This window comes from Collinsella tanakaei (assembly GCF_016900375.1).
Lineage (GTDB): Bacteria > Actinomycetota > Coriobacteriia > Coriobacteriales > Coriobacteriaceae > Collinsella.
On sequence record NZ_JACJKB010000019.1, the window covers coordinates 1 to 26123 of the forward strand.

Annotated in this window: 19 protein-coding genes and 1 pseudogene; 7 read left to right on the plus strand and 13 right to left on the minus strand. The window is 58.5% G+C overall.

Translation table 11 applies throughout. The annotated features are described in order from the left end of the window. Nucleotides 1-114 precede the first annotated feature (114 nt). The 9 genes and pseudogenes from H6A16_RS09705 to H6A16_RS09745 form a co-directional block, all read right to left on the minus strand. A pseudogene (locus H6A16_RS09705) lies at nucleotides 115-600 on the minus strand (transposase); the annotation flags it as partial. A gap of 1029 nt (nucleotides 601-1629) precedes the next feature. Beyond that, entirely contained in the window at nucleotides 1630-1956 is a 327-nt protein-coding gene (locus H6A16_RS09710; RefSeq protein ID WP_204618650.1) for a hypothetical protein, read from the minus strand. After that, nucleotides 1940-4222: an AAA family ATPase gene (locus H6A16_RS09715; RefSeq protein WP_204618652.1), complete on the minus strand. Its 2283-nt coding sequence runs from the start codon at nucleotides 4220-4222 to the stop codon at nucleotides 1940-1942. Before H6A16_RS09715 ends, H6A16_RS09710 begins: the two co-directional genes overlap by 17 nt. 4 nt (nucleotides 4223-4226) lie before the next feature. Next, the gene (locus H6A16_RS09720) at nucleotides 4227-7244 is read right to left on the minus strand and encodes a DEAD/DEAH box helicase family protein (RefSeq protein WP_204618654.1); all 3018 of its coding nucleotides are present in this window, start codon (nucleotides 7242-7244) and stop codon (nucleotides 4227-4229) included. A gap of 1 nt (nucleotide 7245) precedes the next feature. Then, on the minus strand, nucleotides 7246-9138 hold the full coding sequence (locus H6A16_RS09725) for a site-specific DNA-methyltransferase (RefSeq protein ID WP_204618656.1): 1893 nt from the start codon (nucleotides 9136-9138) through the stop codon (nucleotides 7246-7248). 16 nt (nucleotides 9139-9154) lie between these two features. After that, a complete protein-coding gene (locus tag H6A16_RS09730; RefSeq protein WP_204618658.1) occupies nucleotides 9155-9949 on the minus strand; it encodes a hypothetical protein in 795 nt (264 codons plus the stop codon). Beyond that, nucleotides 9946-10725 (minus strand): DUF4391 domain-containing protein, encoded by a 780-nt coding sequence (locus tag H6A16_RS09735; RefSeq protein ID WP_204618660.1) that lies wholly within the window; start codon nucleotides 10723-10725, stop codon nucleotides 9946-9948. The genes H6A16_RS09730 and H6A16_RS09735 overlap by 4 nt, the downstream gene beginning before the upstream one ends. Next, nucleotides 10722-13979 carry a helicase-related protein gene (locus H6A16_RS09740; RefSeq protein ID WP_204618662.1) on the minus strand — a complete coding sequence of 1086 codons (3258 nt, stop codon included), beginning with the start codon at nucleotides 13977-13979 and terminating at the stop codon, nucleotides 10722-10724. The genes H6A16_RS09735 and H6A16_RS09740 overlap by 4 nt, the downstream gene beginning before the upstream one ends. Before the next feature lies 1 nt (nucleotide 13980). Further along, nucleotides 13981-14187: a hypothetical protein gene (locus tag H6A16_RS09745; protein WP_204618664.1), complete on the minus strand. Its 207-nt coding sequence runs from the start codon at nucleotides 14185-14187 to the stop codon at nucleotides 13981-13983. A gap of 235 nt (nucleotides 14188-14422) precedes the next feature. Here H6A16_RS09745 and H6A16_RS09750 point away from each other — a divergent pair, with 235 nt between their 5' ends. Beyond that, a complete protein-coding gene (locus H6A16_RS09750; RefSeq protein ID WP_204618666.1) occupies nucleotides 14423-15622 on the plus strand; it encodes a hypothetical protein in 1200 nt (399 codons plus the stop codon). A 348-nt stretch (nucleotides 15623-15970) separates the two neighbouring features. Here H6A16_RS09750 and H6A16_RS09755 read toward each other — a convergent pair whose 3' ends face one another. Continuing rightward, nucleotides 15971-17128 (minus strand): AbiH family protein, encoded by a 1158-nt coding sequence (locus H6A16_RS09755; protein ID WP_204618668.1) that lies wholly within the window; start codon nucleotides 17126-17128, stop codon nucleotides 15971-15973. 377 nt (nucleotides 17129-17505) lie between these two features. Here H6A16_RS09755 and H6A16_RS09760 point away from each other — a divergent pair, with 377 nt between their 5' ends. Further along, nucleotides 17506-18462 carry a Fic family protein gene (locus tag H6A16_RS09760; protein WP_204618671.1) on the plus strand — a complete coding sequence of 319 codons (957 nt, stop codon included), beginning with the start codon at nucleotides 17506-17508 and terminating at the stop codon, nucleotides 18460-18462. Nucleotides 18463-18563: 101 nt separating this feature from the next. After that, complete coding sequence (locus H6A16_RS09765; RefSeq protein WP_204618673.1) at nucleotides 18564-19955, plus strand: aminopeptidase; 1392 nt, start codon at nucleotides 18564-18566, stop codon at nucleotides 19953-19955. Between the two features lie 378 nt (nucleotides 19956-20333). Here the strand turns inward: H6A16_RS09765 and H6A16_RS09770 are convergent, their stop codons facing one another. Then, nucleotides 20334-21347: a Gfo/Idh/MocA family protein gene (locus H6A16_RS09770; RefSeq protein ID WP_204618675.1), complete on the minus strand. Its 1014-nt coding sequence runs from the start codon at nucleotides 21345-21347 to the stop codon at nucleotides 20334-20336. Nucleotides 21348-21647: 300 nt separating this feature from the next. On the opposite strand from H6A16_RS09770, the gene H6A16_RS09775 reads away from it, so the two are divergent. Then, on the plus strand, nucleotides 21648-23717 hold the full coding sequence (locus H6A16_RS09775; RefSeq protein ID WP_204618677.1) for an S-layer homology domain-containing protein: 2070 nt from the start codon (nucleotides 21648-21650) through the stop codon (nucleotides 23715-23717). Nucleotides 23718-23884: 167 nt separating this feature from the next. Continuing rightward, a complete protein-coding gene (locus H6A16_RS09780; protein ID WP_204618679.1) occupies nucleotides 23885-24703 on the plus strand; it encodes a YaaA family protein in 819 nt (272 codons plus the stop codon). A 41-nt stretch (nucleotides 24704-24744) separates the two neighbouring features. Here the strand turns inward: H6A16_RS09780 and H6A16_RS09785 are convergent, their stop codons facing one another. Further along, nucleotides 24745-25077, minus strand: a complete 333-nt coding sequence (locus H6A16_RS09785) for a DUF6054 family protein (protein ID WP_204618682.1) — start codon at nucleotides 25075-25077, stop codon at nucleotides 24745-24747. A gap of 9 nt (nucleotides 25078-25086) precedes the next feature. Then, entirely contained in the window at nucleotides 25087-25293 is a 207-nt protein-coding gene (locus H6A16_RS09790; protein ID WP_204618684.1) for a hypothetical protein, read from the minus strand. Nucleotides 25294-25481: 188 nt separating this feature from the next. Here H6A16_RS09790 and H6A16_RS09795 point away from each other — a divergent pair, with 188 nt between their 5' ends. Beyond that, a complete protein-coding gene (locus H6A16_RS09795; protein ID WP_204618686.1) occupies nucleotides 25482-25748 on the plus strand; it encodes a type II toxin-antitoxin system Phd/YefM family antitoxin in 267 nt (88 codons plus the stop codon). After that, the gene (locus tag H6A16_RS09800) at nucleotides 25738-26061 is read left to right on the plus strand and encodes a type II toxin-antitoxin system RelE/ParE family toxin (protein WP_204618688.1); all 324 of its coding nucleotides are present in this window, start codon (nucleotides 25738-25740) and stop codon (nucleotides 26059-26061) included. Before H6A16_RS09795 ends, H6A16_RS09800 begins: the two co-directional genes overlap by 11 nt. Nucleotides 26062-26123: the final 62 nt, after the last annotated feature.

Genomic DNA, 26123 nt, shown 5'->3' on the forward strand with positions numbered 1-26123 from the left:
GCTGGGCAAGTCAGGAAGATAGCGGCGTGCCCGCGCCGAAACCCGAAAACCTTTCGTGGCGAAACCCGAAAGAAAGGCGCGCTCTTTTCCGAAAGCAAAGCTTGACTAAACACACCCGTCGACGTAGACGTAGGGGTAGGCGCGCCCGAGGGGGCGGTTGCGCCACTCCTCGACGGACGCGAAGGCCCTCTCGTTGAGGTTCGAGACGGTGGAGGCCGAGACGCTCGAGCCCCAGAGGATCTCCGAGACGTCCTCGATGCGCCTGGTCGAGACGCCCGCGAGGTACATCTCGATCATCGCCTCCTCGACCGAGGTCTCGCGCCTGCGGTAGCGCTCGATGATCGCCGTGGTGAACCTCATGCCCTTGAGCTTGGGCATGCGGACCGTGACCTCGCCGGAGGTCGTGGTCAGCTTCCTCTCGTAGTGGCCGGCCCGGTACGCCTCGCGGTCGGCGGTCCGCTCGTAGCGCTCGGCGCCGACGAGGTCGCCGGCCTCCTCCTCGAGGAGGCCGTTCAGCGTGTCCTCGACGGTCCTCCTGACGAGCTCGCGAAGGTCGGACTTCAGGGACTCCTCGTTGAATGTTACGATTGGCTCGGGCATGGTCTACCTCCAGCATGTTTCTCGTCTAGGCAACTCGAATCATACCGGGGCGGGCCGTGCCCTCCTTCCTTACCTGGACGCTATTCCGCTATCAAAGTGCGCAAGAAATTGTACGTTACCAGGGCGCGGGTGGCTTCGTTCCAGCTCACCCCCTTCAGCAGCTGGCGCATGATCTCCTTCTTAGTGGCCATACGGGCCTCCTTCCAACGGGCGAGGGCGCCCGGATGGCGCCCTCCTCGCTGAAAGGTTATCGGGTTCGCCGGCCGGTACCGCATATGCGGAACGGCGGTACCGCTCTTGTAGAGCGCCGGTACTAACTAGGTGCAGTACTCACTTGGCCCTGATTCTATTCGCCATGCTGAAAACCTCCTTCGTCTTGACTCCGACATGGCAAGACGAAGGTAGCAGCAGGCGGCTCCCTTGCGAAATATCGATGGCTCTCTATGCCAATATCTGACGTTGGCCACCAGCGGCTCCCATTCGCAATATCGCATGCTCTGAAGCGGGCGATTACTCACCGGGGCATCGGCGAGCATGCGTCCAAATGTTGAGAAACTCGCGTTCAGACATAAGATAGGGTTCCCAAAAGCGTTCTAGGTATTCCACTCTCTTTATCATTTGTATACCTCCGTCCCAAGAATCCGCGAGCTGATCCGACCAGCGGCATTTGAGAATCAGCTCCGACCTGCGTGCAGACTCGATACCAAACCGTACGGTGGAGCTGAGGCGAATCTCGGATACCATGCCCGTCGCCTGTCGATGACACCACGACCGACCGTCAGTCCCAACCAATCTATCTCGCACGACCGCCCAACCTTGTGTTCAATGCGCTCAATGGGGTTACGGGCGGCGAGCCAAGCGCCGCAGCTCCTGAAGAGCTTAATGATGCCTATCGGCAGAATCGGACCTGCTGCAACAGCCCCAATACTCGTCCTGCAGGAGGCGAAAGTTCGCCGCAGCGTTTCCCTAGAATGACATACAACGCTCGCCGAGGCGAGTAGTGCACTCAGATACAAGAACACATCGCTGTTAGAAAGGGATATCTTCCTCATCCCCATTATATATAGAGCCCGGAATAGTCTGCCCATCGCTTGTAGAAGCACCCTCTGCCGCAAGGCCGTTAATACCATCAACGATTTCCTTGACCAGTCCCTCAAGCGATTCAAACGAACCTTTGGGAATCGGACCGCAGATACCTTTTTCTAGCTCGTAAATATCGCGAGCATGATAGTCGAGCGCTTTGTAAAAGCCGAGCGCGTCGATTGCCTTTTCTCTACTGAAAACAGTTGTCACGTTATCGTCAACTATCATTTCGACGCCCTCTGAGGTACCGTTGAGCTTAATCGAGCGGGCCATATGCCGCCAACCTCCTTTTGATCGCCTCTTTGCCGCCATCCAAAATGGACGCAACCTCGCTAAGCACAGATCCGTCATCCTCAGACTCGAGACATCCTGATACAACTCGCTCCGCACCCTCCTTGTCCCTTCTCAAGGCAATTACATTGTCAGCATCGAGATTGACAACGAGCAGTGGGCTATGAGAAACGATGATGACCTGCGAGCGCCTTCTGAGATTTCCCAAGTATCCGATAAGATCAGCGCTAATGCGCTGATTTGAGATATTATCTTCAGGCTGGTCAGCTACGAATACCTCAACACCCGCAGAGCCATAGCTCAGATACTTATAGTATGTAAGGGCTCGCTCACCCAGAGTATTGCCCATTGCCCTGCTTTCTCCATCCAGAATGGTATCGGCGGTCTCGCATAGCTTTTTTATAAATTTCTCTGTAAGCGCGTCAAAGTCCGACACCCAGGTTTCCGGCTTTCCCCCAGGGATTGCTTTAGCCGCTTCGTCGCGTGTTTTAATTGACATTAACTTGTCAATAGAGCAGTACTGCTTATTGAAACACTGCAGATAGTCGTTAGCATAGTCATCCAAATCGGAGTATGCGGCTCTTCTAACAAAAGAAAAACCATTCTGCTGATTTCTTGCAACACCAGCATTCTCTGAAATAACTGAGCTGGTCAGCGTCGGAGATTGCAACATTTCGGAGCGAGCGAGGTCGATCACGACATCTTTAAACATCGCCTTATCTTTTCGGTAGGCAGCGCTTTTTCTATCCTCGTCATCACTCCTTTTTTCAATGTAGAGCTCATAATTCTTGAAATCCCTAAGAATGATGCTCTTCACACCATTAGTAATTGTGCGACAGTCGCTTCTATGAGCAACAGATGATATGACCTCTTCAATAAGCGCAGCCGCACTCTTCAGCTTATCTATCTCATCATCCATATACTCGCTGCGCGCAATTTCTTGCCCCAGAAGAGAACCAATCGTCCGAAGCGCCTCGGCTCTCTCCGCCCAAGGATCTCCATCGTTGGCAAAGTCCTCTGAGTAGGTAACCGTAAACCCGAAAGTCTCTTCCTCAGGAGAGGGCAGGTAATGAGTTTCTCGCGCCTTCTCAATCAGATTGTTTCTGGATATGTTGTCAACAATAAGATTCTTTATCCCATCAGCGTATGCACGCGCCGAGCTAATAAAGGCAGTATTATTGGGCTCCTTAAATAGGGAGTCGTCAAACATCGTCCCCTTCTCGTATTTTTCTTGCAAGAGACCCTGTGGAACGTAGGCAAATGATTCCGGCTTGTGCCCACAAGCAAAACCGTACTCTTCGCCGATTTTCTTTACATAAGTCTTTCTACCCTGCTTATCGCAAATAAGATCTAGCAGAGATGACTTACCAGACCCATTCTCACCAATAAGTACGTTTAACCCAGGACTCAACGGAATCGTCTTTCCGCACAAAGTGATTTCTCGGCAGTAGGAGTCCTTCCATTCATAGTCCCGCCAGCCAATCCTTGTTTCAGGAGAGGTCAACGCCATGAGAAGCCCGCAGAACGTTGGAAGGGCGCGAATCTCAGCAAAGAATGCCCCAGGCATTCTTTGGTTATGGTCATGCTTCGGGTAACACGCCCACTCGTGACAGTCGCTGCCGACTATCATGCGCGCAGGCAACTCAAGATCAGCAAGCTCTCCGCGAAGAATACCCTGGACTTTGTAGCTGTTGTACTCCAAAGCATCAAAGTATCCATACCGATAGAAACCAACCGCGTCATCACACGCTTTACCAACAGAACGGGTCCGCTGGTTTCCTCCAAATCCAGAATACTGATGCACGATTAAAATGGCGTCCACACCAATATGCCTAAGAAGGGCCTCGAACTTGTCCAGCGGATAAAACCCTGACGGATCTTCGATTCGTCCATCACCATCTATCGTTGACTCTATTCGAGCACAATCAGCGTCATCCTTAACGTTGAAGATCGTAATAACATGTGCCGCAGGCTTTCCTTCCTGCAGCTCCACATCGAACTCAACACCTGCCAGTAGCGAAATATCAGAATTCCGCCTGTTTATCCCTTGACGAAATGCTTCATACAGTGCGGCATTGAACCTATTGTGATCAGTGATGGAGAACATGTCGATACGGTGCTCTTCTAATTTCTCAAGCAGCACATCAACATGTTCGGCATCGCACTCCCCGAGGTCGACACCCTTATCCTTATAGGCGCTAGCTTTTGAGTGGATATGCAAGTCTATTCTGATGGTGCTGTTCAGCATCTACCTACCTGCCTCCATCGAACTCAATCATGTGGTATGTCGTCCTCACGTCGTACTCGAGATCGGGAACATCGATTGCCTCGAAATGCTTACGGGCACAGCGAATTTTCGTCTTCTCCGAGTCACTTACTCGTATGCTGTTGTTTCCGCCTCCTTTAGTCTCGATAACGAAGTACACACGATGTTCTCCGTCGCGTTCCTCAACATAAGCCCAATCGGGGTTATAGCTTCCAAGAGGCGTATCGATCTTGAAGCTACTCGGGAGCTTCGCGAACACCTTCACCTCTTCCGCCTGATCTAGTTCGACCGCGAAGGGCTTCTCCACGGAAGAAGAGTCGTAGACTACATACGTATAGAGACTCTTACGGTGAGACGGCTTCCAAGCGTTCTGCCCAACGTACGCCTTAAGTTCGCCGGGGTCGAGATCTTTCATCGTGTACCATTCTTCGTCCGGTAGCCTTACATACTTGATTCCATCGGCGATGGCCTCAGCCTTCACCTTCTCGATCTTCTGGGCAACCTGAGCGAGAAAAAGCGCCGGATTCAATTCGAACTCGTCAAGCCTTCCGCACCCCTCGAGAATTCGTTTTATCGTCGCGCGCGTCAAGCCAACCGCATCCGTCAACTCCGAAATCGGGTCGGGAAGATCGTACATACGGCGACCTTCAACGTGAACGATAGAGCTTGAGAGCGCCTCTGCAATCACGCCACCGTCCCCGACGTCAAGTCCGGCGCGCAATGCAACCACCTCAGGTGTCTTAACCTTTGGCATCAATGAAACTGCCTCGCAGGCTTGTTCGACGAGCCTGTCGCTGTCGACATTGACCTCAAAACGGGTTCGCCTGCGGATTCGGTCCCACAGCGCCTGAAATGCAGGACTGAGAGTAACGTCCTTGTCCAGCACGACCTCAACCTCATCCGCTTTATTCCTAATTTGGACCCGCTGAGATTTATGGATGATAAGCGTCTCGACCTGCTCCTTAGCACCCTCAAGGCCAGCCGGCATCTCAACCTCGCCCTTCTCAGATGCAAGTTTGAGCTCGGGCGATACTTTTCCGTCCTTGTCAATAAGCCCCGCTCGACGGAAAGAGTCGTATATCGCCTTAGAGCCGGCATACCCGATACGTCCCTCAGCCCCGTCGTCCCCCTCTATAACAACGGAGGTAAAACTCTCGGGAGTAATAACACCGAAGCGCACGCCGTCTTTCTCGAGCTCGCTCTGGAGTTGCCGGGCGAAACTGTCGTAACTCTCATTAGCGATGACCGTGAGCACGTTAACGTCCTCGTCGTAGCATCTCTCGCCATCCTGGTCGACGCAGAGCCTGAGGCCGCGCCCGACCTTCTGGCGCTTGGTCATGGTGTCCTTGGTCTCCACGAGAGTGCAGATTTGGAAGACGTTTGGATTGTCCCATCCCTCCTTGAGCGCGGAGTGCGACCAGATGAACTGGACGCGCTTCTTCGCTCGTTCCTCCTCGGTGTCCGTCGTACCAGGGAAGGAGAGCAGCGTCTCCTTCTCCTCCATGATGAGGGAGAAGGTCTCGATGTCCGCCGCGGTGTTCGCCGAGGCGGTGGAGTTTTTGAACCGCTTCTTGCCGTCCCGGGCGAAGTAGCCGGTGTGAACGGCCGCCGGGTCGTCGTCGAGGGGGACGTCAGCCTTCTCGTAGCGCGGTCGCCACTTCTCGACGGCGTCGGCGTACTCCTCCTCGAACATCTGCGCGTACTCGCCGCTGCGGATGGGGTCATAGAGGCGGTACCGCTCGACCTTGTCGATGAAGAACAGGGAGAGGACCTTGATGCCCCGTGGGTAGAGCTCGAGCTGCTTCTGGAGGTGGTCCTCGATGGTGCGGCGGATCTGGGCGCGTTTGATAGCCTCCTCGGCGACGTCGCCGACGGCCTGCCCAAGCTCGATGCGTTCTCCGTTGAGGAACTCGACGAACTGATCGTCCTCGGCGGCGGAGATGTTGCTCACGATCCAGCCGGACTCGTAATCGGGGTTTTCGTTACTGACATCGTAGAGGCTGCGCCCGCGCTTCACGGTCACCGTCTTGCGCTTCTGGCTCCCGTCCTTTTGCTTTACGTCGATGGTCAGGCGGGCGGAGAACGGGTCCTTCTTGGTCGACTCGAGGCGCACGTAGGAGCCGTTGAGATCCTCCTGCGTGAGGACCGAGTCGACGCAGATGCCCTTGACGAGCCCCTGCTGGAAGGCGTCCGTCGGGGTAAGCGTATAAACCTTGTTGTACTCCTCCTTGTGGGTGGCGGAGTAACGCAGCACGAACAGCGGGTTCAGGCTGCGGATCGCGGCCTTGGCCTTCGTGGTGTTGTCGACGCTCTGGGGCTCATCGATGATGACGATTGGCCGGCATTCCGCCACGAGCTCACGTGGGCTGCGCCCGCCGGGCAGGTGTTCGCTCACCCTGTGGAAGAGGTTCCCCTCGTCAGCGCCGCCGTCGTTCTGGAAGCCCTTGTTGAACGCGCCGATGTTGATGATCATGACCTGAATCGAGCTCGAGGTCGCAAAGTTGCCGACGGGGCCCATGTCCTTCGAGTCGTAAACAAACACGTCCAGGGGCGCGTTGTCGTAGAGCGTCGCGAAGTGGCTCCTTGTACTCCGGAAGCTCTTGAGAACACCCTCACGGATGGCGACGGAAGGGGCCACGATGATGAACTTCGTAAGTCCGTAGCGTCGGTTCAGCTCAAAGATGGTGCGAATGTACACATAGGTCTTTCCGGTACCGGTTTCCATCTCAACGGTAAAGTCTCTGAGTCTGCCATCAGTGAGCACATCGGTGGGAGCAAGAGAGTTCTCCTCCTGGATGACATGAAGGTTCGACTCCAATTGTTGGGGGGATAGGCGCATGCCGTTGGAGTGGCCGACGGTGTCGAAGAGGCCGCGCTCGCCGGCTACCTCCGCCAAGAACTCGCCGCTCATGAACTCCTGCCCACGGAACAGGTCGCAGACGCTGGTAACGGCATTGATCTGATACTGCTGGTCGGCAGAGTACTTCAGTTCAAGCGTCGCCATGCTATACCGTCCTCAGTTCGACTTCGCGCCCGGTGCGCTCCTCGACGCGCTTGAAGATCTGGACGGCGTTCAGTTTGAGCGAGTCGTCCAGGATGCTGTCGAGAATAAATACCCGGCGGGGCTCGATTTCGGCAATTGCCTCGAGCACATCAATAGTAAGGCCAGGGGCGAGGCAGCATACGAGCTCGCCGTAGGCGACGGAATAACAGGGGTAACCTGCTGCCTTTTCTTGTTCAACGGGCAGAGTGAGCTCAAGGCCCCACTTGAGCATCATCTCGAATACGATATCAAGATCGGAACGGTCGGACTTGACGACGTTAAGCCGCAATTCACCCGGTCGAGGTTTATCAATGCCAGATTCGTCAAGCTGCAGAACACGAAATCCCGTATCCACTCCATCGAGCCCTTCACCAGCCGCCCGAGTGCGCTTCATACCGATTTCGCAAATTGTCTCAAATCCGGCAATCGCAGCTTCACTACCCTCTTTGCAAGGCTCCTCAAGCTGAACTTGGATGAAGCGACGTTTGCCCCCGTCATTCGCGTTGGCTTGCATAACGGCATGGGCGGTGGTTGCGGAGCCAGAAAAGAAGTCAAGAACGATGTCCTCGCCAGAGGAGAGAGACTGAATGTGCTCGGCACAAATCGATGTCACTTTCGGCGTGTCAAAGGGGATGCCCATCTCCTCCAGCATCGCCGTGTCACTTCCTCCGAAATAAAGAAGCGAAGGTATATTCTCCATCATGTTTTCGCGGAGGAGATACTTCCGTCTGGGTTGAGTTGTTTCATCTTTTCCGAAGACGATCAATTTATGGTCGAGTAATTCCTGCATGGTCTTCGATGGGTTCCTCCAACCACGAGGCGGCACAGGGCACGCTTTTCCAGTAACAGGATGAATGAGGGGGACAAAGTAATCGTCAGGCGCTTTCTTCTTGTTCGGCCACGCCATGGAAACTGGCTGATAAACCTCGCCATTCTCATCTATGTTGTTGTAAGCTCGCTCTCCGCCCGACAATTCGTTCCGGCTCTTTATCCACTCCTTGAAGTCGCGATTGGCATCATCGAGTGAGTAAGTCAGGTTAATTGAGCCGAACAAAGCTTTCGCCTTGTCAAGCATAGCCTGAGCATTCTTCTTCGGTCTTTGCAGGACACGCTTGTCGGCGATCTGAGACTTGTCTCGTGCGTAGACCACAAGATATTCGTGTTGCATTGCGACGCCCGTGGCGTCACCTTTTGGATTCCTCTTGTCCCAAACGATAGTTCCGAGATCGTTATTCTCCCCAAAGATCTCGCGCATAATGAGCTGGAGATTGGTGTACTCATGCTCGTCGATATTAACGATTGCGATTCCGTCCGGCCGTAGCAGCTCGCGAGCGACTTTCATCCTGGCATACATGAATGTGCACCAGCGAGAGTGCTTACGACCGGTTAAATCCGGGCTGGCTTGGCAGCTCAATCCGCATTGAACTTTGTAATCTTCGATTGAATCACTAAATGAGTCTTCGTAAACAAAATCACCGTCAGTGTTATACGGCGGATCGATGTAGATGAGTTTGACACTCCCGAAGTAGGCTTTCTGGAGAATCTTCAGGACTTTGAGATTGTCCCCCTTGAGATAGAGGTTTTGAGTTGTATCCCAGGCAACGCTCTCTTCGGGTTGAGGCCTAAGGGTAAGCGTTGTTGGAGTTTGGGCAAGGCGGATCGCCTTGGCCTTTCCGGGCCATGTGAATGAATAACGCTCGTCATTCGTGTCGACTTCGTCGCCAAGCTCTAGTCTTAGCTTCTCGAAGTCGATTCCGCTCTCGCTAAACACCTCGGGGAACAGCTCGCGCATACGTTCGAGGCGCTCGTCGACGACGTCAAGGGACTCGAGGTCCATCTTCTCAATTTCAGCCATGGTTACCCTCCTAATGTCACATTTGCGACTGAACGGCTTGAACGATATAGGGCATGGCGGCTATGAAGACGTCGGTGCCCTTGTCCGCGAGCCAGCCGAGTATCTTCTGAAGCTTCCCCTCTCGCTTTTCAGCATCTTTCGTCTGCAAGTCAGCCATCATGCCCTTGAGTAAGGTCTTTTCGTCCTCGGTGAGGCTGGAGTCGGGGAGGTTGTCGATCTGCTCGATGGCAACAGACATCTGGATGCTCGCACTTGAGGCTGACGAGCTCTCGCTTATGGCGCTGACGCTAAGGCTCGCGCCCTGCGCCTCGGCTACCCTAATCTTTCTCAACTCCGCATCGCGAAAGTGCTTGAGCTTCTCGATTCTGAGGGAGGTCTGCTCGTCACAAGGTTCATAATCTCGGTAGTTCCAGCCGCTTAGTCCATCTACATACGAGTCGTAATAGTTCGCGTAAATCCGGTCGACCCTTTCGTACAGCGCCTCCAGATCGTCGCCATCAACACCAGTATTCATGGCGTCTTCGAGATTGCGAATGTGCTCGGTGATGGTTTCGAGTCCGTACGGCCCGTAGAGCTCCCTGTCCTTTTCCTCCCTGAGGACGCGGAGCTTTCCGACAAGTTTCCTAAGGTCATCGGGGCTGTGCATGTCGCGTCCATCACCGATGATCCGGGCGCCCCTGTACGAGGAGAGGTGAGGGATCTCGCTATGGAACGCCGAGACGATCTCCCGGGCGATTCGGTCGACCTCGCGGAGGTCTCCCGCCGCAAGCACGCTCCTAGCTTCGGAAAGGTAAGTATCGATAATGCTCAAGACGTAGCTCCCTTCGAGCAAATCTCGTTGATTTCTTTAAGCAAACGCTCGGTCCTTCCTTCGGCCTCGCGCTGCTCCATGCGCAACTTCGCCGTCTCGTTGAGCGTGAGGTCTCGGCTGCGGCGCTGCTCGGTGATGGCGTTTCGCCTCGCCACAAGCTCGTCACGCTCGGAGGAGAGCTCGAGCAGGCGCACCCGCTGCGCGGGCGCGCAGCTCGGGTAGAAGCCGAGCGAGCCCGTGAGGCGCCCCAAACGCAGGAGCCACGAGAGCTCCCGCACGTACTCGTAGAGGTCGCCCTGCGGCATCCGATTGAGCGCCAGGTCAGCGAGGAGCGACGCGTAGAGCGGGTCGGCCGGGTCGAACCCTCCCGTCGACGTGACGTCCTCCACCACGGTCGCGCCGCGCTCCGCCTGGCTCATCCTTGTGACGGCACAGCTCAGGCACGTCTCGCCGCCGTTCTCGAACAGCAGCACCGTGGGGTTGGGGAAGCACGGATGGATGATGCGTGCCAGCTCGGCGTAGGCGGAGGAGCGGCCGGTGAGCCCGCAGCGCAGGAACACGACTGCCTGGATGTCGCGCTCCTCGTCGACGTGCGGCGGTATGCGCGTCGAGGACTTCTGGACGGTGGCCCAGTGCTCAATAAAGGAGACCTTGTCCAGCGCCCTCTGCTCGAGCCGCGTGAGATGCGCATTGCGCAGCAACGCGGCCTTGGGCACGCGCCTGCGGGCGAGAGAAGCAGACGGCAGCCGGAATATGTCGTTCCACTCAACGCTCATCGCAGCACCACGAAGCTCACGAGCGAGTAGTCGTCGAACCCGGAGACCGCGCCGCCCCCGACCTCGCCCAGGCTGAACAGCGAGTCGACGCCCTTCTCCTCCTGCACGCCCGTGATCGAGGAGACCACGGTGTTGAGCAGGTCGGTGTATGCGTCCATGCGGATGCCGTCCTTCGTCTCGCGGTTGAACGCGCGGCAGAGGTCGGCAATGGGCTCTGCGTGGCCGGCGCATGCCGCTCGCATGATGTCGAGCGCGGCCTTCGGCTGCGTGTGCTTGGTCACGCGAGTGCCGTCGGCGGTGACATAGGCCACGTAGTACGGGAAGGTGGGGTTGGCGTCCATGGGGTTTCGCGCGTCGTCGTTCTGCATGAGGCAGAAGATGACGCCGGGCTCGACCTCGCCGCGCAGATCGTCGGGGATGGGCGCCACGGCGTGCACGCCCATGGGCGCGCTCTCCAGCAGGCCCGGGTGCTCCTTCGCGTAGCGCTGGAGCTCTACGCGGAAGTCGTCGAACTGCAGGTCGGTGATGGAGATGCCGCCCGAGATGTCCTCGAGGTCGAGCACCTCCTCCTGCAGCTGCTTGAGCTGCTGGCGGCGGTACTTTAGGTCGTTCATCTCGCCCGACGCCTTCGACTCGAGCACGTTCTCCTCGCCGGTGGCGGATGCGTCGAGCAGAGCCATGCGGCCCTTCACGCGCCCCTCGAGCTGGATGTACTCGTCGAGCGCGATGTCAGGCCAGAAGTTGACGAGCTGGATCTGGGTGTTGCGCGACCCCAGGCGGTCGATGCGGCCGAAGCGCTGGATGATGCGCACCGGGTTCCAGTGGATGTCGTAGTTCACCAGGCAGTCGCAGTCCTGCAGGTTCTGGCCCTCGGAGATGCAGTCCGTGGCGAGAACGACGTCGATCTCGCCCTGCGCCCGCTGCGCCTCGGGCAGCTCCTTGGAGACCGGGGAGAACCGGGCGAGGATGTTCTCGAACGAGGTGCGCCTGAGCTTGAGCGAATAGGTGCGGTTGCGGTCGCCGCTCACCTCGGCGCACTCCATGCCGAGCTCGCTCTTGAGCCACGGGGCGAGCTGGTCGAAGAGGTAGGTCGTCGTGTCGGAGAACGCACTGAACACGAGCACCTTGCGGTTGCCGGGGTTGTACGGGTGCGCGACCTTCTCGGCGATGAACTCCTTGAGCTTGGCGAGCTTTGCGTCGCGCTCCGGCGTCACGGCGTCGGCGTACTCGAGCAACGCCCGGAGAACGGTCACGTCGAACTCGAGGTCGGGGCGGAGCTTGAGCCGGTCGACGTCTCGAAGGTCCACCTGCACCTTGGAGCCCGCCTCGAACTCCTCGGCGGCGTCGTCATCGTCGTCGAAGTCACCGTCCCAGCTAGTCATCCCGACGGACGCCGCCCCTCCGCTGTCGAGCGCGTCGAGCTGGGCGAGCAGGCTCTCGCAGCCCTCCAGGATGCGGCGCAGCGTGATGCGGAAGCTGTTCACCGAGGACTCCATGCGCTTGAGGACGTTCACGCGCATGAGGTTCGCCACGGCGGCGGTACGGTGCACCTGGCTGTCGAAGTCCTTGCCCCAGGTGTCGCCGTAGCGGTCCTCGTACTTCTTCCGCAGGCTGTGCATCACGTAGCCCAGCAGCTGGTACTGGGCGAACGTGAACTGGGCGATCATGTCGTTGAGCTCAGCGATGGGCGGCAGCTCGCCCTCGAGGTCGATCGGCGTCTGGAACGACAGCGGCGGCCGCCTCGTGGGGAAGGTGCCGCTCTCCGCTCCGTAGTACTTCGTGATGTGCTTGCGGCTGCGCGCGATGGTGAGCACGTCGAGCAGCTTGAAGTAGTCGGCGTTGACCGTCTCGGCAAAGCTCTCGGTCGTGCGCTCCTCGTCGGGCAGCTTGCTCCACTCGTTGAAGCGCTGCTGCGCGACGCGGGTCACCTGCGTGATGGACGGGATGCCGTCGGTGTCGGCGAGGTAGGCGTCGTCGCCCTCGGTGATGAGCTCGATCTGGTTGCGCAGGTCGAGCAGGCGGTTGTTCACCGGGGTTGCCGAGAGCATGAGCACCTTCGTGCGGCGCCCGCTCCTGATGACGTCCTCGATGAGGCGCGTGTAGCGGTCCTTCTTCTCGGCGTCGGTGCTCTTGTTGCGGAAGTTGTGGCTCTCGTCGATGACGATGAGGTCGAAGTTGCCCCACCTCAGGTGCTCGAGGTCCACCTCGCCGCTCATGCCGGAATAGCGCGAGAGGTCGGTGTGGTTGAGCACCGTGTAGCTGAAGCGGTCGTCGGCGAGCGGGTTGCGGTCGTCGTTGTCGTTGGTCCACAGCGTCCAGTTCTCGCGTAGGCGCTTAGGACACAGCACCAGGATTCGGTCGTTGCGCTCCTGGTAGTACTTGATGACGGCCAGCGCCTCGTAGGTCTTGCCGAGGCCCACCGAGTCGGCGATGATGCAGCCCTTGTACTTCTCGAGCTTGCGGATGGCGCCCACCACGGCGTCCTTCTGGAAATCGTAGAGCTTGCTCCAGACAACAGAGTCCTCGAAGTGGATGCCCGATCGGATACCGTTATCCTCCTCGTCGTCCATGTACTCGCGGAACAGATGGTAGAGCGTCAGGAAGTAAACGAACTCAGGCGGATTCTCGCGGTAGAGCGTCTCGACCTGTCTGGCCACCTGCTCGGTCACGTCCTCAACCATTGAGGGGTTATCCCAGACCGACTCAAACATAGCCTTGAGTCCAGCCGTCTCCGCCATGCCTTCAAAGTGGCTTACGCCTGTTACTGTTCCCGGACGACGCTCATAGCCGAGACCCTCTTGAGTAAATGACGCACTGGCGCCCATGAATCCATGTGCCGTTCCATCGGGATTATCCACCACGTAAGTGCCGCCGGGCTGAATGGCGCCTTTGATTCGAGCGGAGCGGAACGAGCCTTTGGAACGCACCCACTCAGCGCACTCGCGAGCGATCGCCCTTTGGTCCAGATTGTTGCTCAGCGTGAGCTCGAGACCTACACCGCCTACTCCACGCTCGCGGTCGCGACGTTCTAGCTCGAACTGGCGCGGATCCCTAGCGTCCTCCATCGCCTTAACGAATGTCGGCTCGCTGAAAAGGAAACGAACGCCGTCGATTTTCGAAAGCTCTTCCTTGAGCTCGCGATAGGCAAACACCGTGAAGTAAGCACTGATTATGGAAAGCTTAGCCCCCGCATCGATGGAGCCAGCCAATGCATCGCCGAGCCTATTGACTCCAACGTTATCCAAGAATTCCATTCTACCTTCCCCGTTGTGCCAAGTACTCGATAAGGCTCAGTTTGAGAAGCCCCGTAAAGCTAATCCCCGAAAGCTCAGCCATTTCCTTAGCGGCGTCACGCATGTTCTTTGGAATGCGGACGGTTACCGCTACGTTCTCGCCATCGACCAAGAACGACTGCAGTTCGCTCAGCGCTGCATTTCTGTCCAAGAGCTCCGAGTATTTCATGGCGCCTCCGGTGCTTGCACTATGCAATACATCTAGCCAGATTCTAACAGAATCATGGCACCGCCTCTTCGTGTTAGATTGCCATATTAGCCGCTTCTGACACCATATTGTAGCTGCGTGAATTGATGCACCCCGCTTCCCCGCTCGTTAATTCTCGATTCTCCGCAGGCAAAGTAAGCTTTACCTTCAGCATCGACGTACAATAGCGATACCATCAACCGAAACGGAGAGCGTTATGACGGATTCTCACGATATCGAAAACCCGAATGAGTTTGCCCTTGGTCTCGTTCCCACCGATATCGAGGTCAAGACCGATAACGCTCTACGTATCCCCTTCGATCAGCTCCCTGCTTTTGGAGTTGGGCTCTCATCGCTCGTTAACGCCCTCGCACCTGCTACAGCGTCGCTTGCGGCGCCCGTGCTCTTCACTGTGACCGACAAGTTCGGAAATCCGATATCTCCTGAAATCTTGCAAGCTTTTAAAGATGGATCTGGGCTTCTCGGTTCATATCGCGACCCGATAAAGGGCTTTGGCCAGGCGCGTTTACACGTTGCCGACGCCATTCAGCAGGCTCCCGTCGCCTTCGATCCCGTAACACTCGCGATAGCCGCAGCCCTTGCGGTCGTCACGCAAAAACTTGACTCCATTCAACAGGCACAAGAGGAGATGTTTGAGTACCTTCGGCAGCGCGATAAGGCTGAACTTCGCGGTGCTTTCCAGGAACTTGCGAACATTGCTCGTTCCTATCGCTACAACTGGGACAACCAAATCTTCTTGCAAAGCGCGCACGCGCAGGTACTCGAAGTCAGGAAACAGGCAGACTCCGCTGCAACGCTGCAAAGAGCTCAGATCAGAGGAAAGATTCAAAATGGCCCAATTGAAATCAGGGCGTCAGTCGAAGCGCGTCTCACCGAGATTCTCGACCGCTTCGCAGAATACCGACTTGCAACCTACACGTACGCTCTTGCTTCGTTCCTTGAGCCGATGCTGAGCGACAACCTCAATGCAAGCTATCTTCGCTCTATCGCCGAGCAAATCTCCGCTCATGGTCTCGCATACCGCGAACTCTATACCGAATGCTACGAGGCCATTGAGGAAGGGTCGCGAGGCTCCCTTGACGCCGCCCTTCTTGGGGGCATCTCCGAGGCAGGCAAGGCACTTGGCTCGCTGTTCTCCAAAACACCTATCGGCGAGCTTACGCCGGTTGACGATGCACTTACCGGAGCTGGCGAAGAAGTCGGGAAGTTCAATGAAAGCCTCACCGATTCGCTTTTGGGCAAACTGCGCGAGATGCGATCACCCGAGGTGCTTCCACTCCAACAAGGCGTCGAGTCCCTTGCTGCGCTGCGCGAACGTCCGACGAAGATTGCCGCCGATTCCGGAGCACTTTACCTGATTGCGGAGGATGAGCGGTACGACAGTCCCGCCGCATGAGGTCGAAACTCGATCTTTCGGGAAGCATGCAGCACGAACCACCCGGCATCCTAGGGGATACCGACAACAAGCAAGTAAGCACCTACAGATTCTGATTGGGGGACGAGGTGCGCCTAGCGCCCCTCGTCCCCCAATCATCATTCCTCCTCCGGCCACATGAACATCGCCCCGAAATCCGGCGTAGAACGCGCCTCTTCATACGACTTCGGAAGCTCTGGGAGTAGTGGGGAGCGTATGCATTGTAAATGGCGCGATTCGTCTCCAGATGCTGGAAATCCGCAGAAAATAGGTTGGCAAGCAGATGTTTCATTAAACGCGATTCTCTGCTCACTCAGATATGGTCTAACTTTACTGAATCTCAGGCAGTTCCTTCCAATCCTTCTCTTTCAGCTCACGTATTTCAATTCTGTTCTCAAGAAGCATCTTATGAACGAGATTTCTCCCGTGATTGGGGTTATCGAGGCTTGATCCGTAACTATCCAACAGCTTTAGAGCTTTCGTCATTTGTTGCTCTCGAGCACTGTCAGCACTCACCTGAGTGCCGTCAGACAACTGATACGGACAGTAGTAGAAAACCAGCTTTGTATTTCCTCCATACAAATTAACTATATCGAAGATGGACTGAAAGTAGGAATAATCCGCATCTCCAAGAGAGTGGCCAAAAAACTTGATTACATCAGTTTCTTTGGATATTTGCACGCCGTTGTCTGACCGGCCATTGTTGCCGTTTTGAGAACGGAGCGACATCACCCTAGACGTTTTAGTGAACTGGGATATTTCGGCATTATCGAGCCGACCAGATCCATCAATTCCGAAAATGATTGAGCCCGTCAAACGCCCATGAATATTGCAGTATCTAATCGGCGCTCGTTCTGTACCATAACCAACGCTGTATACCTCGGCAGACCGAGTGTAGTTGAAACAAAGAACGTTTATGTTGTATAGCACAACGTTTTGATCAGGACCTCCGTCAGCAAGAATTGAAAACAACAGACGCCTTGCCTTTTCTTTGTATTCGCTAGAGGAATTAACAGCATAATCAAGATAGTTCTTGAAATCGTTTTCGAACACATTGAGCTCTTTCATTAAGAACCTATATAAGCTGTGGCAATTCCAATCCATTTTGGGATAATGCTCGAGCAAATAGAGGAGAACCTGTCGCTGGCCATCAGAAAGATCGTGACTCCAAGCTTTAGGATCGTTTTGTGCCAGACAAAAGAAAACGCCTTCAATTCCTCGCCGCCTTTTATTCGCCCCAGTCTTGTCAGGATCAATCCAGCTTGCAATACAACCCTCAATATCTTTCCAATCGGAACCATGATTGCCGTCAAGGATGATGTCCCAGATTGTCTCATGATGAATAGGGGCATTAGTCGCCTCGGCCTCATCTGGTTGATTAAAAAAGTGTTTTCGGTTTCGCTTAAAATCTAAATAACTCGAATGAAGGCCGCAGTGCAGATCGAATCCATTTCCAATAACTACGAGCTGGCGGTATACGGATTCCATGGGTTAATCCTCTCTGCATATGGCATGAACAGCTGGAAAACAGCCATATCATCACTGTCGAATCGAAATCACAACCGATTCTACTGCAGCATCGCGTGATATCAACGCGCCCACAATGAACTAGAATTGAGCTCCCATTGCCGCGAGTAATCCCCAATACTAGACTTTCCTCATCAGCCGTAGCATACGCACTGCCGAGGAATTCGTTGCCGAATGTGAAAAATCCCGCATGAGCGCACGGTGGGCACCTGCGCAACCAAACAATTCGTGTATGTCAGACATACAAATCAATCAGAAAGAATGAACTCCATAACAGGTCGTATCCCCGCCGTTTTACCGCCAATGGCGGTAAAATGATGGCGGTAAAAGGAGGCCGCATGGGATACAAACCACCCTTTGAAAGAACGCCGGAGATCGATAACCTCTGCATGGAGATTGCAGAGCTCGTCGGCAAACTGCACCCAACCTCTAGCCTTAGCACGGATCCCACCCTTCACCGGGAGCTGCGCATCCGCACCATCCGCTCCTCCCTCATGATTGAAGGAAACACGCTTTCCGAAGAAGCCGTAACGGCAATCATGGACGGCAAACGCGTCCTTGGCCCGGCAAAGGACATTCTCGAAGTAGAGAACGCCAAGCGAGCTTATGGGCTTATGGGCGTTCTCAACCCGCTCAGCCCAGACGACCTGCTCCATGCGCACCGTATCATGATGGATGGGCTCATCGAGCATGCCGGCTGCTTCCGTTCTCGCGATGTCGGGGTCTTCGACGGCGACGCCCTCATCCATGCCGGCACACCGGCAAATTACGTTCCGCAGGTCATGGCAGACCTTTTCAGCTGGCTTGCAACAACCGAGCTGCACCCGCTCGTCACGTCGTGCATCTTCCATTACGAGTTCGAATTCATCCACCCCTTCGCTGACGGTAACGGACGAATTGGAAGGCTTTGGCACACGTTGCTGCTCTCGCATTGGCGGCCCGTGCTCGCCTGGCTTCCCATCGAAAGCGTCATTCGCGAGCGTCAGCAGGAATACTACAGGGCGTTGGCGACTTCCAACGCCGAAGGCTCCTCAGAGCGTTTTGTCGCGTTCATGCTGCACGTTATCCGCGATGCATTGCTCCCCTTCTCCATTCCTGAAGACGAACATGAGAGCCGCTCTCGCCAGGCACTGGATTACTTTTCGAAAAACCCCAAGGGCACCGTTGCCGAACTTGCTGCCCTGCTCGGATGCTCCAAGCGATCTGCCGAGCGGCTCGTGGCAAATCTGCGCAAGAGCGACAAGCTCAAACGAGACGGCAGCGCGCGCGGCGGCACGTGGATCGTCAGCGGCTAAGGTCGGCCGCATCCCGACAAGTTTGCACCCGGCACCATCTTGTCACCCCACAGTGCTACCATACTCCCGGACATATCCCTACTAAAACAGGAGGCATCCCTATGGAGCGTCCGAACGCATGGAAGAAGTACGGCGACGCCGATGTCGCCGAGCTCGAGCGCCTGTGCGCCGACTACCGCGCCTTCATCAGCGCGAACAAGACCGAGCGCGAGTGCGTGGCCGCCGGCGTCAAGCTGGCCGAGGCCGCGGGCTACGTGAGCCTCGAGTCCGCCGTGGCCGAGGGCCGCGCCCTCACCGCCGGCAGCAAGGTCTACGCCGTGTGCCACAACAAGACCCTCATGCTCGTGAACCTGGGCTCCGCTCCCCTCGAGCAGGGCGTGAACATCCTGGGCGCACACGTCGACTCCCCGCGCCTCGACCTCAAGCAGAACCCGCTCTACGAGGCCGGCGACATGGCCTACCTCGACACGCACTACTACGGCGGCGTGAAGGCCTACCACTGGGTGGCCACCCCGCTCGCCATCCACGGCGTCATCTGCAAGAAGGACGGCACCACCGTCGAGGTCGCCGTGGGTGAAGACGCCGCAGACCCCGTGTTCTGCATCTCCGACCTGCTGATCCACCTGGCCTCCGACCAGCTGAAGAAGCCCGCCTCCGAGGCCGTCGACCACGAGAACCTCGACGTCATCGTTGCCGGCCGCCCCGTGGTCATCGAGGGCGACGACGAGCCCAAGGAGCCCGTCAAGCAGATGCTCCTGAACATCCTGTCCGACAAGTACGGCGTCACCGAGGAGGACTTCCTCTCCGCCGAGCTCGAGGTCGTGCCCGCCGGTGCCGCCCGCGAGATGGGCCTCGACCGCTCGATGATCTTGGGCTACGGCCAGGACGACCGCGTGTGCGCCTACACCTCGCTCGCCGCGCAGCTGGATGTGCCGACCGTCGAGCGCACCTCCGTCACGCTGCTCGTGGACAAAGAGGAGATCGGCTCCGTGGGCGCCTCCGGCATGACGAGCCGCTTCTTTGAGAACACCATGGCCGAGATCCTCGAGCTCGCCGGCCAGGGCGGCCCGCTGGCGCTGCGCCGCTGCCTTGCCAACTCGCGCATGCTCTCGTCCGACGTGTCCGCCGGCTTCGATGCGCTGTACGCCGACCGCTTCGAGAAGAAGAACGCCGCCATCATGGGCCACGGCCTGTGCTTCAACAAGTACACCGGCGCGCGCGGCAAGTCCGGCTCCAACGACGCCGACGCCGAGTACATGGCGCTCGTCCGCGACATCATGGACGAGGCCGGCGTGGACTTCCAGACCTGCGAGCTCGGCCGTATCGGCGCGGGTGGCGGCGGCACGATCGCCTACATCCTGGCCGAGTACGGCATGGACGTCATCGACTCCGGCGTGGCGGTGCTCTCCATGCACTCCCTGTGGGAGGTCACCAACAAGGCCGACGTCTACGAGGCCTACAAGGGCTACAAGGCGTTCATCGAGCGCGCGTAGGGTTTACCGCGCGACTCCTGCCGCTGATTTGAGCCGCTCGCATGGCTGTTTGGCCGTGCGGGCGGCTTTTTCGTGTGCGCCGGCGCTCTTCGCGCAGACCCCGTTTGGTGCTGGCGCGCTTGCGCTTGCGCGCTATGCATGCTGGCGCTGGAAACTAGCCTCGATATACACAGGATTCTTGCTCAGTAGTATGCCGGCATAATTATGAAGCCCGTTTTCAGCGTTTCTCGCCAGGCTCCTCGAGTACACCGCACCTTGGGCTTCTCGCCAACTGGAAAAACGTGCCGCAAGGCGGGCAGAAATCAGGCCTCTACTCGGCCGATCCCAAAAGAAACGCTGAAAACGGGCTTCATAACTTTCCGAGGGCCGCACCGAAAGCTACTTCGCGCCCCGCGCGGTCGCCTCGCGGATGGCATCGAGGATCTCCGCGCAGCGCACGGAGGCCGAAAGCGGCATGATGGGACTTTCCGTCGCGCCCATGCGCACGAGCTCGGCAAAGTGCGCGATCTGCGGGTAGAAGTCGTCCACCTCGTAGGGCAGGCGCACCTCGTGCGGCTCAGGGTCAGACGAACTCACGATGCGCAACGCATCCGGGCGATGCGGCAGGTCGACCTCGATCGCGCCTTCTGTGCCCACGATGCGCGCCGTCCTCGGGCCGGGGCGGTCGCTGCCGCATTCCAGCAGTGCGCTCGCTCCCCCGGGTGCTGCGAACTCCGCGCGGTCCCACACGTCCACCCCGTGGCTGCAGGCGCACTCCGCGCTCACCACCGCAAGGTCTGCCGGCAGCAGGTCCGCAAGCCAGCTCGCGCAGTAGGTGCCCATGTCCAGCAGCACGCCGCCTTGCACCGGGTCGAAGTAGTACGACGACGCCTCGAGCGCCTTCGGGTCCGATTCGCCGAGCAGCCGCACCTCGACGCGCGTGACCTCGCCGATCGCACCCGCATCCAGAAGGCGGCGCAGCTCCAGGTAGGCCGGCTCGAACCTCACCTTCATGGCCTCCATGAACAGCGAGCCGTGCTCGCGCGCCACCGCGGCGACCTCGCGCATCTCGGCAGCCGTAAGCATCGCCGGCTTCTCGCAGAGCACAGCCTTGCCGGCCGCGAGCGCGCGCTCGGCCCACACGCGGTGCAGGCCATGCGGCAGCGCCAGGTACACCGCATCGATCGCGGGATCGGCAAGCAGCTGGCGGTGGCCCTCATCGGCCCCATCAACATCGGTGTAAACGCGCTCCACACCGAACTCCGCCGCGAAGGCCTCGGCTTTCTGGGGCGTGCGGCAGCTGATGGCCACAAGCTCGCTTGCCGGCTCGTGCGCCAGGCTCTTCGCAAAGCGGTGCGCGATGCCGCCCGCGCCCAAGATTCCCCAGCGTACCGTAGCCGTGTTGCCCATCATGCCAACCTTTCGCGAAATCATGCGCCCCGCCCGCGCGGAGCGTCCGTAGACACTCTACCCCGTGCGCCCGCTGTGCACCAGCATGCCTGCAGGCGGGCACTCCCTTCGCGCCACGCCCCCAACGAAACCGCTCCCGCACGCTCAGCCCGCACCCGTGCGCCCATCCCATCGCTACCGTTTACCAACCCCGTGAGTCAGAAAATGCATGCGGACCGATACCATCTTTGTATCCGTTTAGATTTCCGCGCGTGGGCCCAAACGCCACCTGCCGACGTGCGGACGATCGAGCAAGGAGGCGCTATGAGACTATCCAAACGGATGCTCGCCATCACTGCAGCGCTCTGCGCAAGCCTTGTGGGCACCGGCAGTTTTGCCGCACCCGCCCTGGCGCACACCCCCGGAGAGGGCCAGATCGAGACGCAGGCGCAGACCAAAACAGCCTACGACTTCTTCAAGGCCCAGGGCAGCAACGTTGCCGCCGGCATCCTGAACGGCACGGTCGGCCCGCGCAAGATGCAAGACGGCACCAACCTGCACAGCTACACGCACCTCGGTGACCCCGACGACGCGACCGCGCTTGCCAACATGCTCGAATCGCTCGACATCCTCGAGGAGATGAACAAGGTCCGCACGCAGGTCGAGCACATCAGCGAGCTCAAGGTCACCGACACCGCCATGGCCTACACCATGCTCGCGGCCAACTGGTCGAACCACAGCTACGAGACCGGTAACGGCCTGCAGCACTCCAACCCCTATGCCCTTTCGAACACCATGCGCTGGGGCAACTCGCGCGGCGAGGTCATCGCGCGCGGATACCGCGACGCCCGCCACGTGATCGGCGGCTGGTACTGGGCCGAGAAGGCCTATGCGACCGGCACGAGCCAGACCGACCTGTACGGCACGCGCTACTCGACCACGGAAAACCGCCAGACCGGCCACTACAAGATCATCCGCGACAACACGTACAAGATCGCCGGCGCCGCTATCGTCAGCTCCAACAAGATCCACGCAGTCGACTTCGCCGACGTCAACCGCCTGCTCGGAGCCGGCAGCTACACCGGCACGGTCTCCGGCGAGAAGACCTACACCGTGGCGCAGTACCGCGCGCGCCTGCAGTCCTATATCGACCAGATCGGCGGCATCGATGAGCCGGAACCCGACGTGCCGGACACCCCGGATGAGCCCGATAACCCGGTTGATGGCCCCGAGGTCATCCTCGACATCACCGGACAGGGTGGCCTCCTCACGAGCGACGGCGGCCCGGGAGACATCATCTCCATCGAGCCCGTCATCTTTGACGAATACATATTAGCAAGCATCTCCGCCACCTCTGAAGGCAAAAGCGTTCCGCTTACCTACGATGCCGCCACCGGAAACTACCTGATGCTCATGCCCAACGCTGATGTAACTGTGAGCGTCGTATACAAGTGGGTCGGTCTAGATGCCGACAAGAAGCACAGCATCACAGTCCAAATCGAAGGCGTTGAAGGCGGAGACGTGAGCATGCCGTATAGGGCCTTGCCCGGCACGAGCGTTTCGGGCGGTATCATGCCGAATGACGGCTGGTGGCTCTACAGCGCAACCGCCGAGGCGGGCGGCCGCGAGCTGAATTTCTATAGGGAAGAAGGAACCAACTCCTGGAGGTTTGTCATGCCCGACGAGGATGTCGTCATCCACGTCGTGTTCATGCCCGATGGAGAAGAGCCCGAGCCCGAGGAGCCCAAGCCTGAAGAGCCCGAGCCCGAGGAACCCGGTGAGATTCCGGAGCCGGAGCCGCCCGTGGAGGACGAAGGCGACGATGACGATACGGATACCGGCTTTAGTGATGTGAGTAGCACCGAGTGGTATGCGAAGTCCGTCGCGTGGGCGGTCGAGAACAAGGCAATGGGCGGTTACTCGGGCACCGACAAGTTCGGTCCGAACGACGAGTTGTCCCGCGCCATGATGGCCGAGATCCTGTGGAACCTCGAGGGCAAACCTGCGGTGTCACTCGGCGACGGCATGGCAAGCGACGTCAGCGCCGATAAGTGGTATGCCTCGTCGACGTCCTGGTGCATGCAGACCGGCATTTTCGCTGGATACGGCAACGGCGCGTTCGGCCCCGAGGACACGCTCACGCGCGAGCAGGCCGCGGTCGTCCTATGGCGTCGCGCCGGCGAACCCGCGTCGAGCCAGAACCTGAGCGGGTTCCCCGATGCGGGCGATACGTCCACCTACGCGATCGACGCGATGCGCTGGGCGGTTGAGAACGGCGTCCTGAGCGGAGCCGATCAGGATGACGGCACGAAGAAGCTCAACCCGAGGGTTCAGTGCACCCGCGCCGAGCTCGCCACCATCCTCATGCGTATGGACGAGGACGGCATCCTGTAGCCGGACTGCCTTCGCCTGGGCTTTAAGCTGAAGGCGTAAGCGAACGATTTTGCAGCAGGGCCGCACGGTGTGAAGATCGCCGTGCGGCTCTGTTGCTGTGCATCGCCCGCTTTCCCGCGCGATTCGTGCTACGGTAGCGTGAGCACCTTCGACCACGAGGAACACCCATGCTGCAGGTCATCATCTCCCCCGCCAAACAGATGCGCATCGCCGCCGACACCTTCGCGCCGCGCGACATCCCGCCCTTCCCCGCGCGCACCGAGCGGCTGTACCGCGCGCTACTCGATATCGAGCGCGCCGACGGCGCCGAGGGCCTGCGCAGCCTCTGGCGCGTGAACGACAAGCTACTTGCCGAGAACATCGTGCGCCTGCACGAGTTCGTACCCGTGCTCGACGACGTGCGGCTCGACGACCCGCTTGTAGCCCGCGCGGCATCGCCCGCCGTGTTCTCCTACGTGGGTATCCAGTACCGCAGCATGGCGCCCGAGGTCATGGGCTTCTCCGAGCTCGAATGGCTGCAGGAGCACCTGTGGGTGCTCTCCGGCTTTTACGGCTGCGTGCGCCCCTTCGACGCCGTGGAACCCTACCGGCTCGAGATGGGAGCCAAGCTTTCTGTCGACGGCGCGCGCGACCTCTACACCTTCTGGGGCGATGCACTGGCGCGCGAGATCTGCTCGGGCGACTACCCCACGACCGTCGTCAACCTGGCAAGCGTCGAGTACGCGAAGGCCGTGCTGCCGCACCTGCCCGAGGGCGAATCGGTTGTGACCTGCATCTTCGGCGAGGACCTGCGCGCCGGACGTCCCGTGCAGCGCGCCACCGCGAGCAAGATCGCCCGCGGTTCCATGGTCCGTTGGATGGCCGAGCACGGCACCGAAGACGCCCGTGACCTGGAGCGGTTCGATGTCGGCTACGCGCTCGCACCGGAGCTCTGCCGTGAGCGCGGCCGCGAGCGCACGCTCGTGTTCATGCACCGCGAGGGCTAGGACGGCAGACGCGCTCCGCAGCGCATCTGCCGCGTGCTGCCCTATTCGTACCCCGCGTCGCGCATCGCCTGCTCGAAATCCTCAGCGAAGCGCCTGTGCGCGCCGAACCCGATGTTGAACACGCCGTCTCCTGCGCCCGCGGGGATCGCCTCCACACGCGAGCGAGCGTCGTCGCCCGTCACCACGATCGTCAGGCTCGCATAGCTGCCGTTACGAATGAAGTACTTCTCGATCACGACCACGTACAGGCTCGTGCCGTCCATATCGTGCTCGAGCTTGCCTGCAACCTCAACCGACACGCCGAGCTGCGTGATGGCGCGGCGCACGAGCGCCTTCGCGTCCTCGAAACCCAGACTCGCCTCGAGCTCAACCATCGCAGCCTCCTATCGTCCACCCAATGCACTCAGCACGATCAGCAGCGAGACCATCACGCCAAGGGCGGCGATTAGGCAGCCGCATCCGCAGCCGCCGCCGTCGTTGCCGGAATCGCCGCCATGGCGCTCGAGCTCGTTGACGAGCATCTCGGTGATGGCACCGTCGCCCATGCCGACGCGCCCGTCGCGATTCCAATCGAGTGGATGATGGCCCACGATCTGCCCCTTTCCGCCTTTGCTCGAGTATATGCCTCCTGCGCGTCACGACGACTCGCCGCGCCATGCAACCCGCGAACGCAAGCCTCGCACGTTCCAGCGGTGTTGCACGTTATCCAGTTCGTAGCATACGTGGTCTTTACATGGGTATATTATGGGATAGTGATACCTCAACGAAAGGACCCGCCATGATGATTCTCCCTATCAAAGAGCTGAAGGACGGAGCCGGCATCTCCAAGCGCTGCCACGAGTTCAACGAGCCGATCTACATCACCAAGAACGGCTACGCCGACATGGTCATCATGAGCGCCGAGCTGTTCGAGGAATACGAGGGCATCGCGCGCCAGCATCAGATCGCCGCCGCCATCCGCGAGGGCATCGACGCGTACCGCGACGGAAATTACGAAGACGACCTGTCCGTCATCGAGCATTTGGAGGACGAACATGGCCTATAGAATCGTCATTACCGCCCCCGCAAAACGACAGCTCGCAGAAATCGTCAACTACCTCGTTCAAGACTGCAGCGCTCCCCGTGCGGCGAGATCGCTTCTCGATTCATATCGCGCCGTACGTAAGCTTATAAGCGCGCTTCCCTACCCATTTCCGGTTGACGAAGTAGTTTCATCCATCGTTGGCGACTCGGTACGCAAAGCGAATGTTGATCGGTATCGAGCATATTTCATCGTTGAGGAAAAAGACCACGTCGTAGCGGTTGTCGCGTTTCTCCATGGCTCGCAAGATCAAAGACGGCATTTCCCCTTGAATTAGCGCATGAAGCATGAGAACTGAACGGCCCGAGCACATTCGAGACCGTCGCAAGCTATAATCTG

Coding starts and splice junctions, on each gene's coding strand:
- H6A16_RS09710 (WP_204618650.1), bottom strand. CDS start 1,956: ATGGCCCGCTCGATTAAGCTCAACGGTACCTCAGAGGGCGTCGAAATG.
- H6A16_RS09715 (WP_204618652.1), bottom strand. CDS start 4,222: ATGCTGAACAGCACCATCAGAATAGACTTGCATATCCACTCAAAAGCT.
- H6A16_RS09720 (WP_204618654.1), bottom strand. CDS start 7,244: ATGGCGACGCTTGAACTGAAGTACTCTGCCGACCAGCAGTATCAGATC.
- H6A16_RS09725 (WP_204618656.1), bottom strand. CDS start 9,138: ATGGCTGAAATTGAGAAGATGGACCTCGAGTCCCTTGACGTCGTCGAC.
- H6A16_RS09735 (WP_204618660.1), bottom strand. CDS start 10,725: ATGAGCGTTGAGTGGAACGACATATTCCGGCTGCCGTCTGCTTCTCTC.
- H6A16_RS09740 (WP_204618662.1), bottom strand. CDS start 13,979: ATGGAATTCTTGGATAACGTTGGAGTCAATAGGCTCGGCGATGCATTG.
- H6A16_RS09745 (WP_204618664.1), bottom strand. CDS start 14,187: ATGAAATACTCGGAGCTCTTGGACAGAAATGCAGCGCTGAGCGAACTG.
- H6A16_RS09750 (WP_204618666.1), top strand. CDS start 14,423: ATGACGGATTCTCACGATATCGAAAACCCGAATGAGTTTGCCCTTGGT.
- H6A16_RS09755 (WP_204618668.1), bottom strand. CDS start 17,128: ATGGAATCCGTATACCGCCAGCTCGTAGTTATTGGAAATGGATTCGAT.
- H6A16_RS09760 (WP_204618671.1), top strand. CDS start 17,506: ATGGGATACAAACCACCCTTTGAAAGAACGCCGGAGATCGATAACCTC.
- H6A16_RS09765 (WP_204618673.1), top strand. CDS start 18,564: ATGGAGCGTCCGAACGCATGGAAGAAGTACGGCGACGCCGATGTCGCC.
- H6A16_RS09770 (WP_204618675.1), bottom strand. CDS start 21,347: ATGATGGGCAACACGGCTACGGTACGCTGGGGAATCTTGGGCGCGGGC.
- H6A16_RS09775 (WP_204618677.1), top strand. CDS start 21,648: ATGAGACTATCCAAACGGATGCTCGCCATCACTGCAGCGCTCTGCGCA.
- H6A16_RS09780 (WP_204618679.1), top strand. CDS start 23,885: ATGCTGCAGGTCATCATCTCCCCCGCCAAACAGATGCGCATCGCCGCC.
- H6A16_RS09785 (WP_204618682.1), bottom strand. CDS start 25,077: ATGGTTGAGCTCGAGGCGAGTCTGGGTTTCGAGGACGCGAAGGCGCTC.
- H6A16_RS09795 (WP_204618686.1), top strand. CDS start 25,482: ATGATGATTCTCCCTATCAAAGAGCTGAAGGACGGAGCCGGCATCTCC.
- H6A16_RS09800 (WP_204618688.1), top strand. CDS start 25,738: ATGGCCTATAGAATCGTCATTACCGCCCCCGCAAAACGACAGCTCGCA.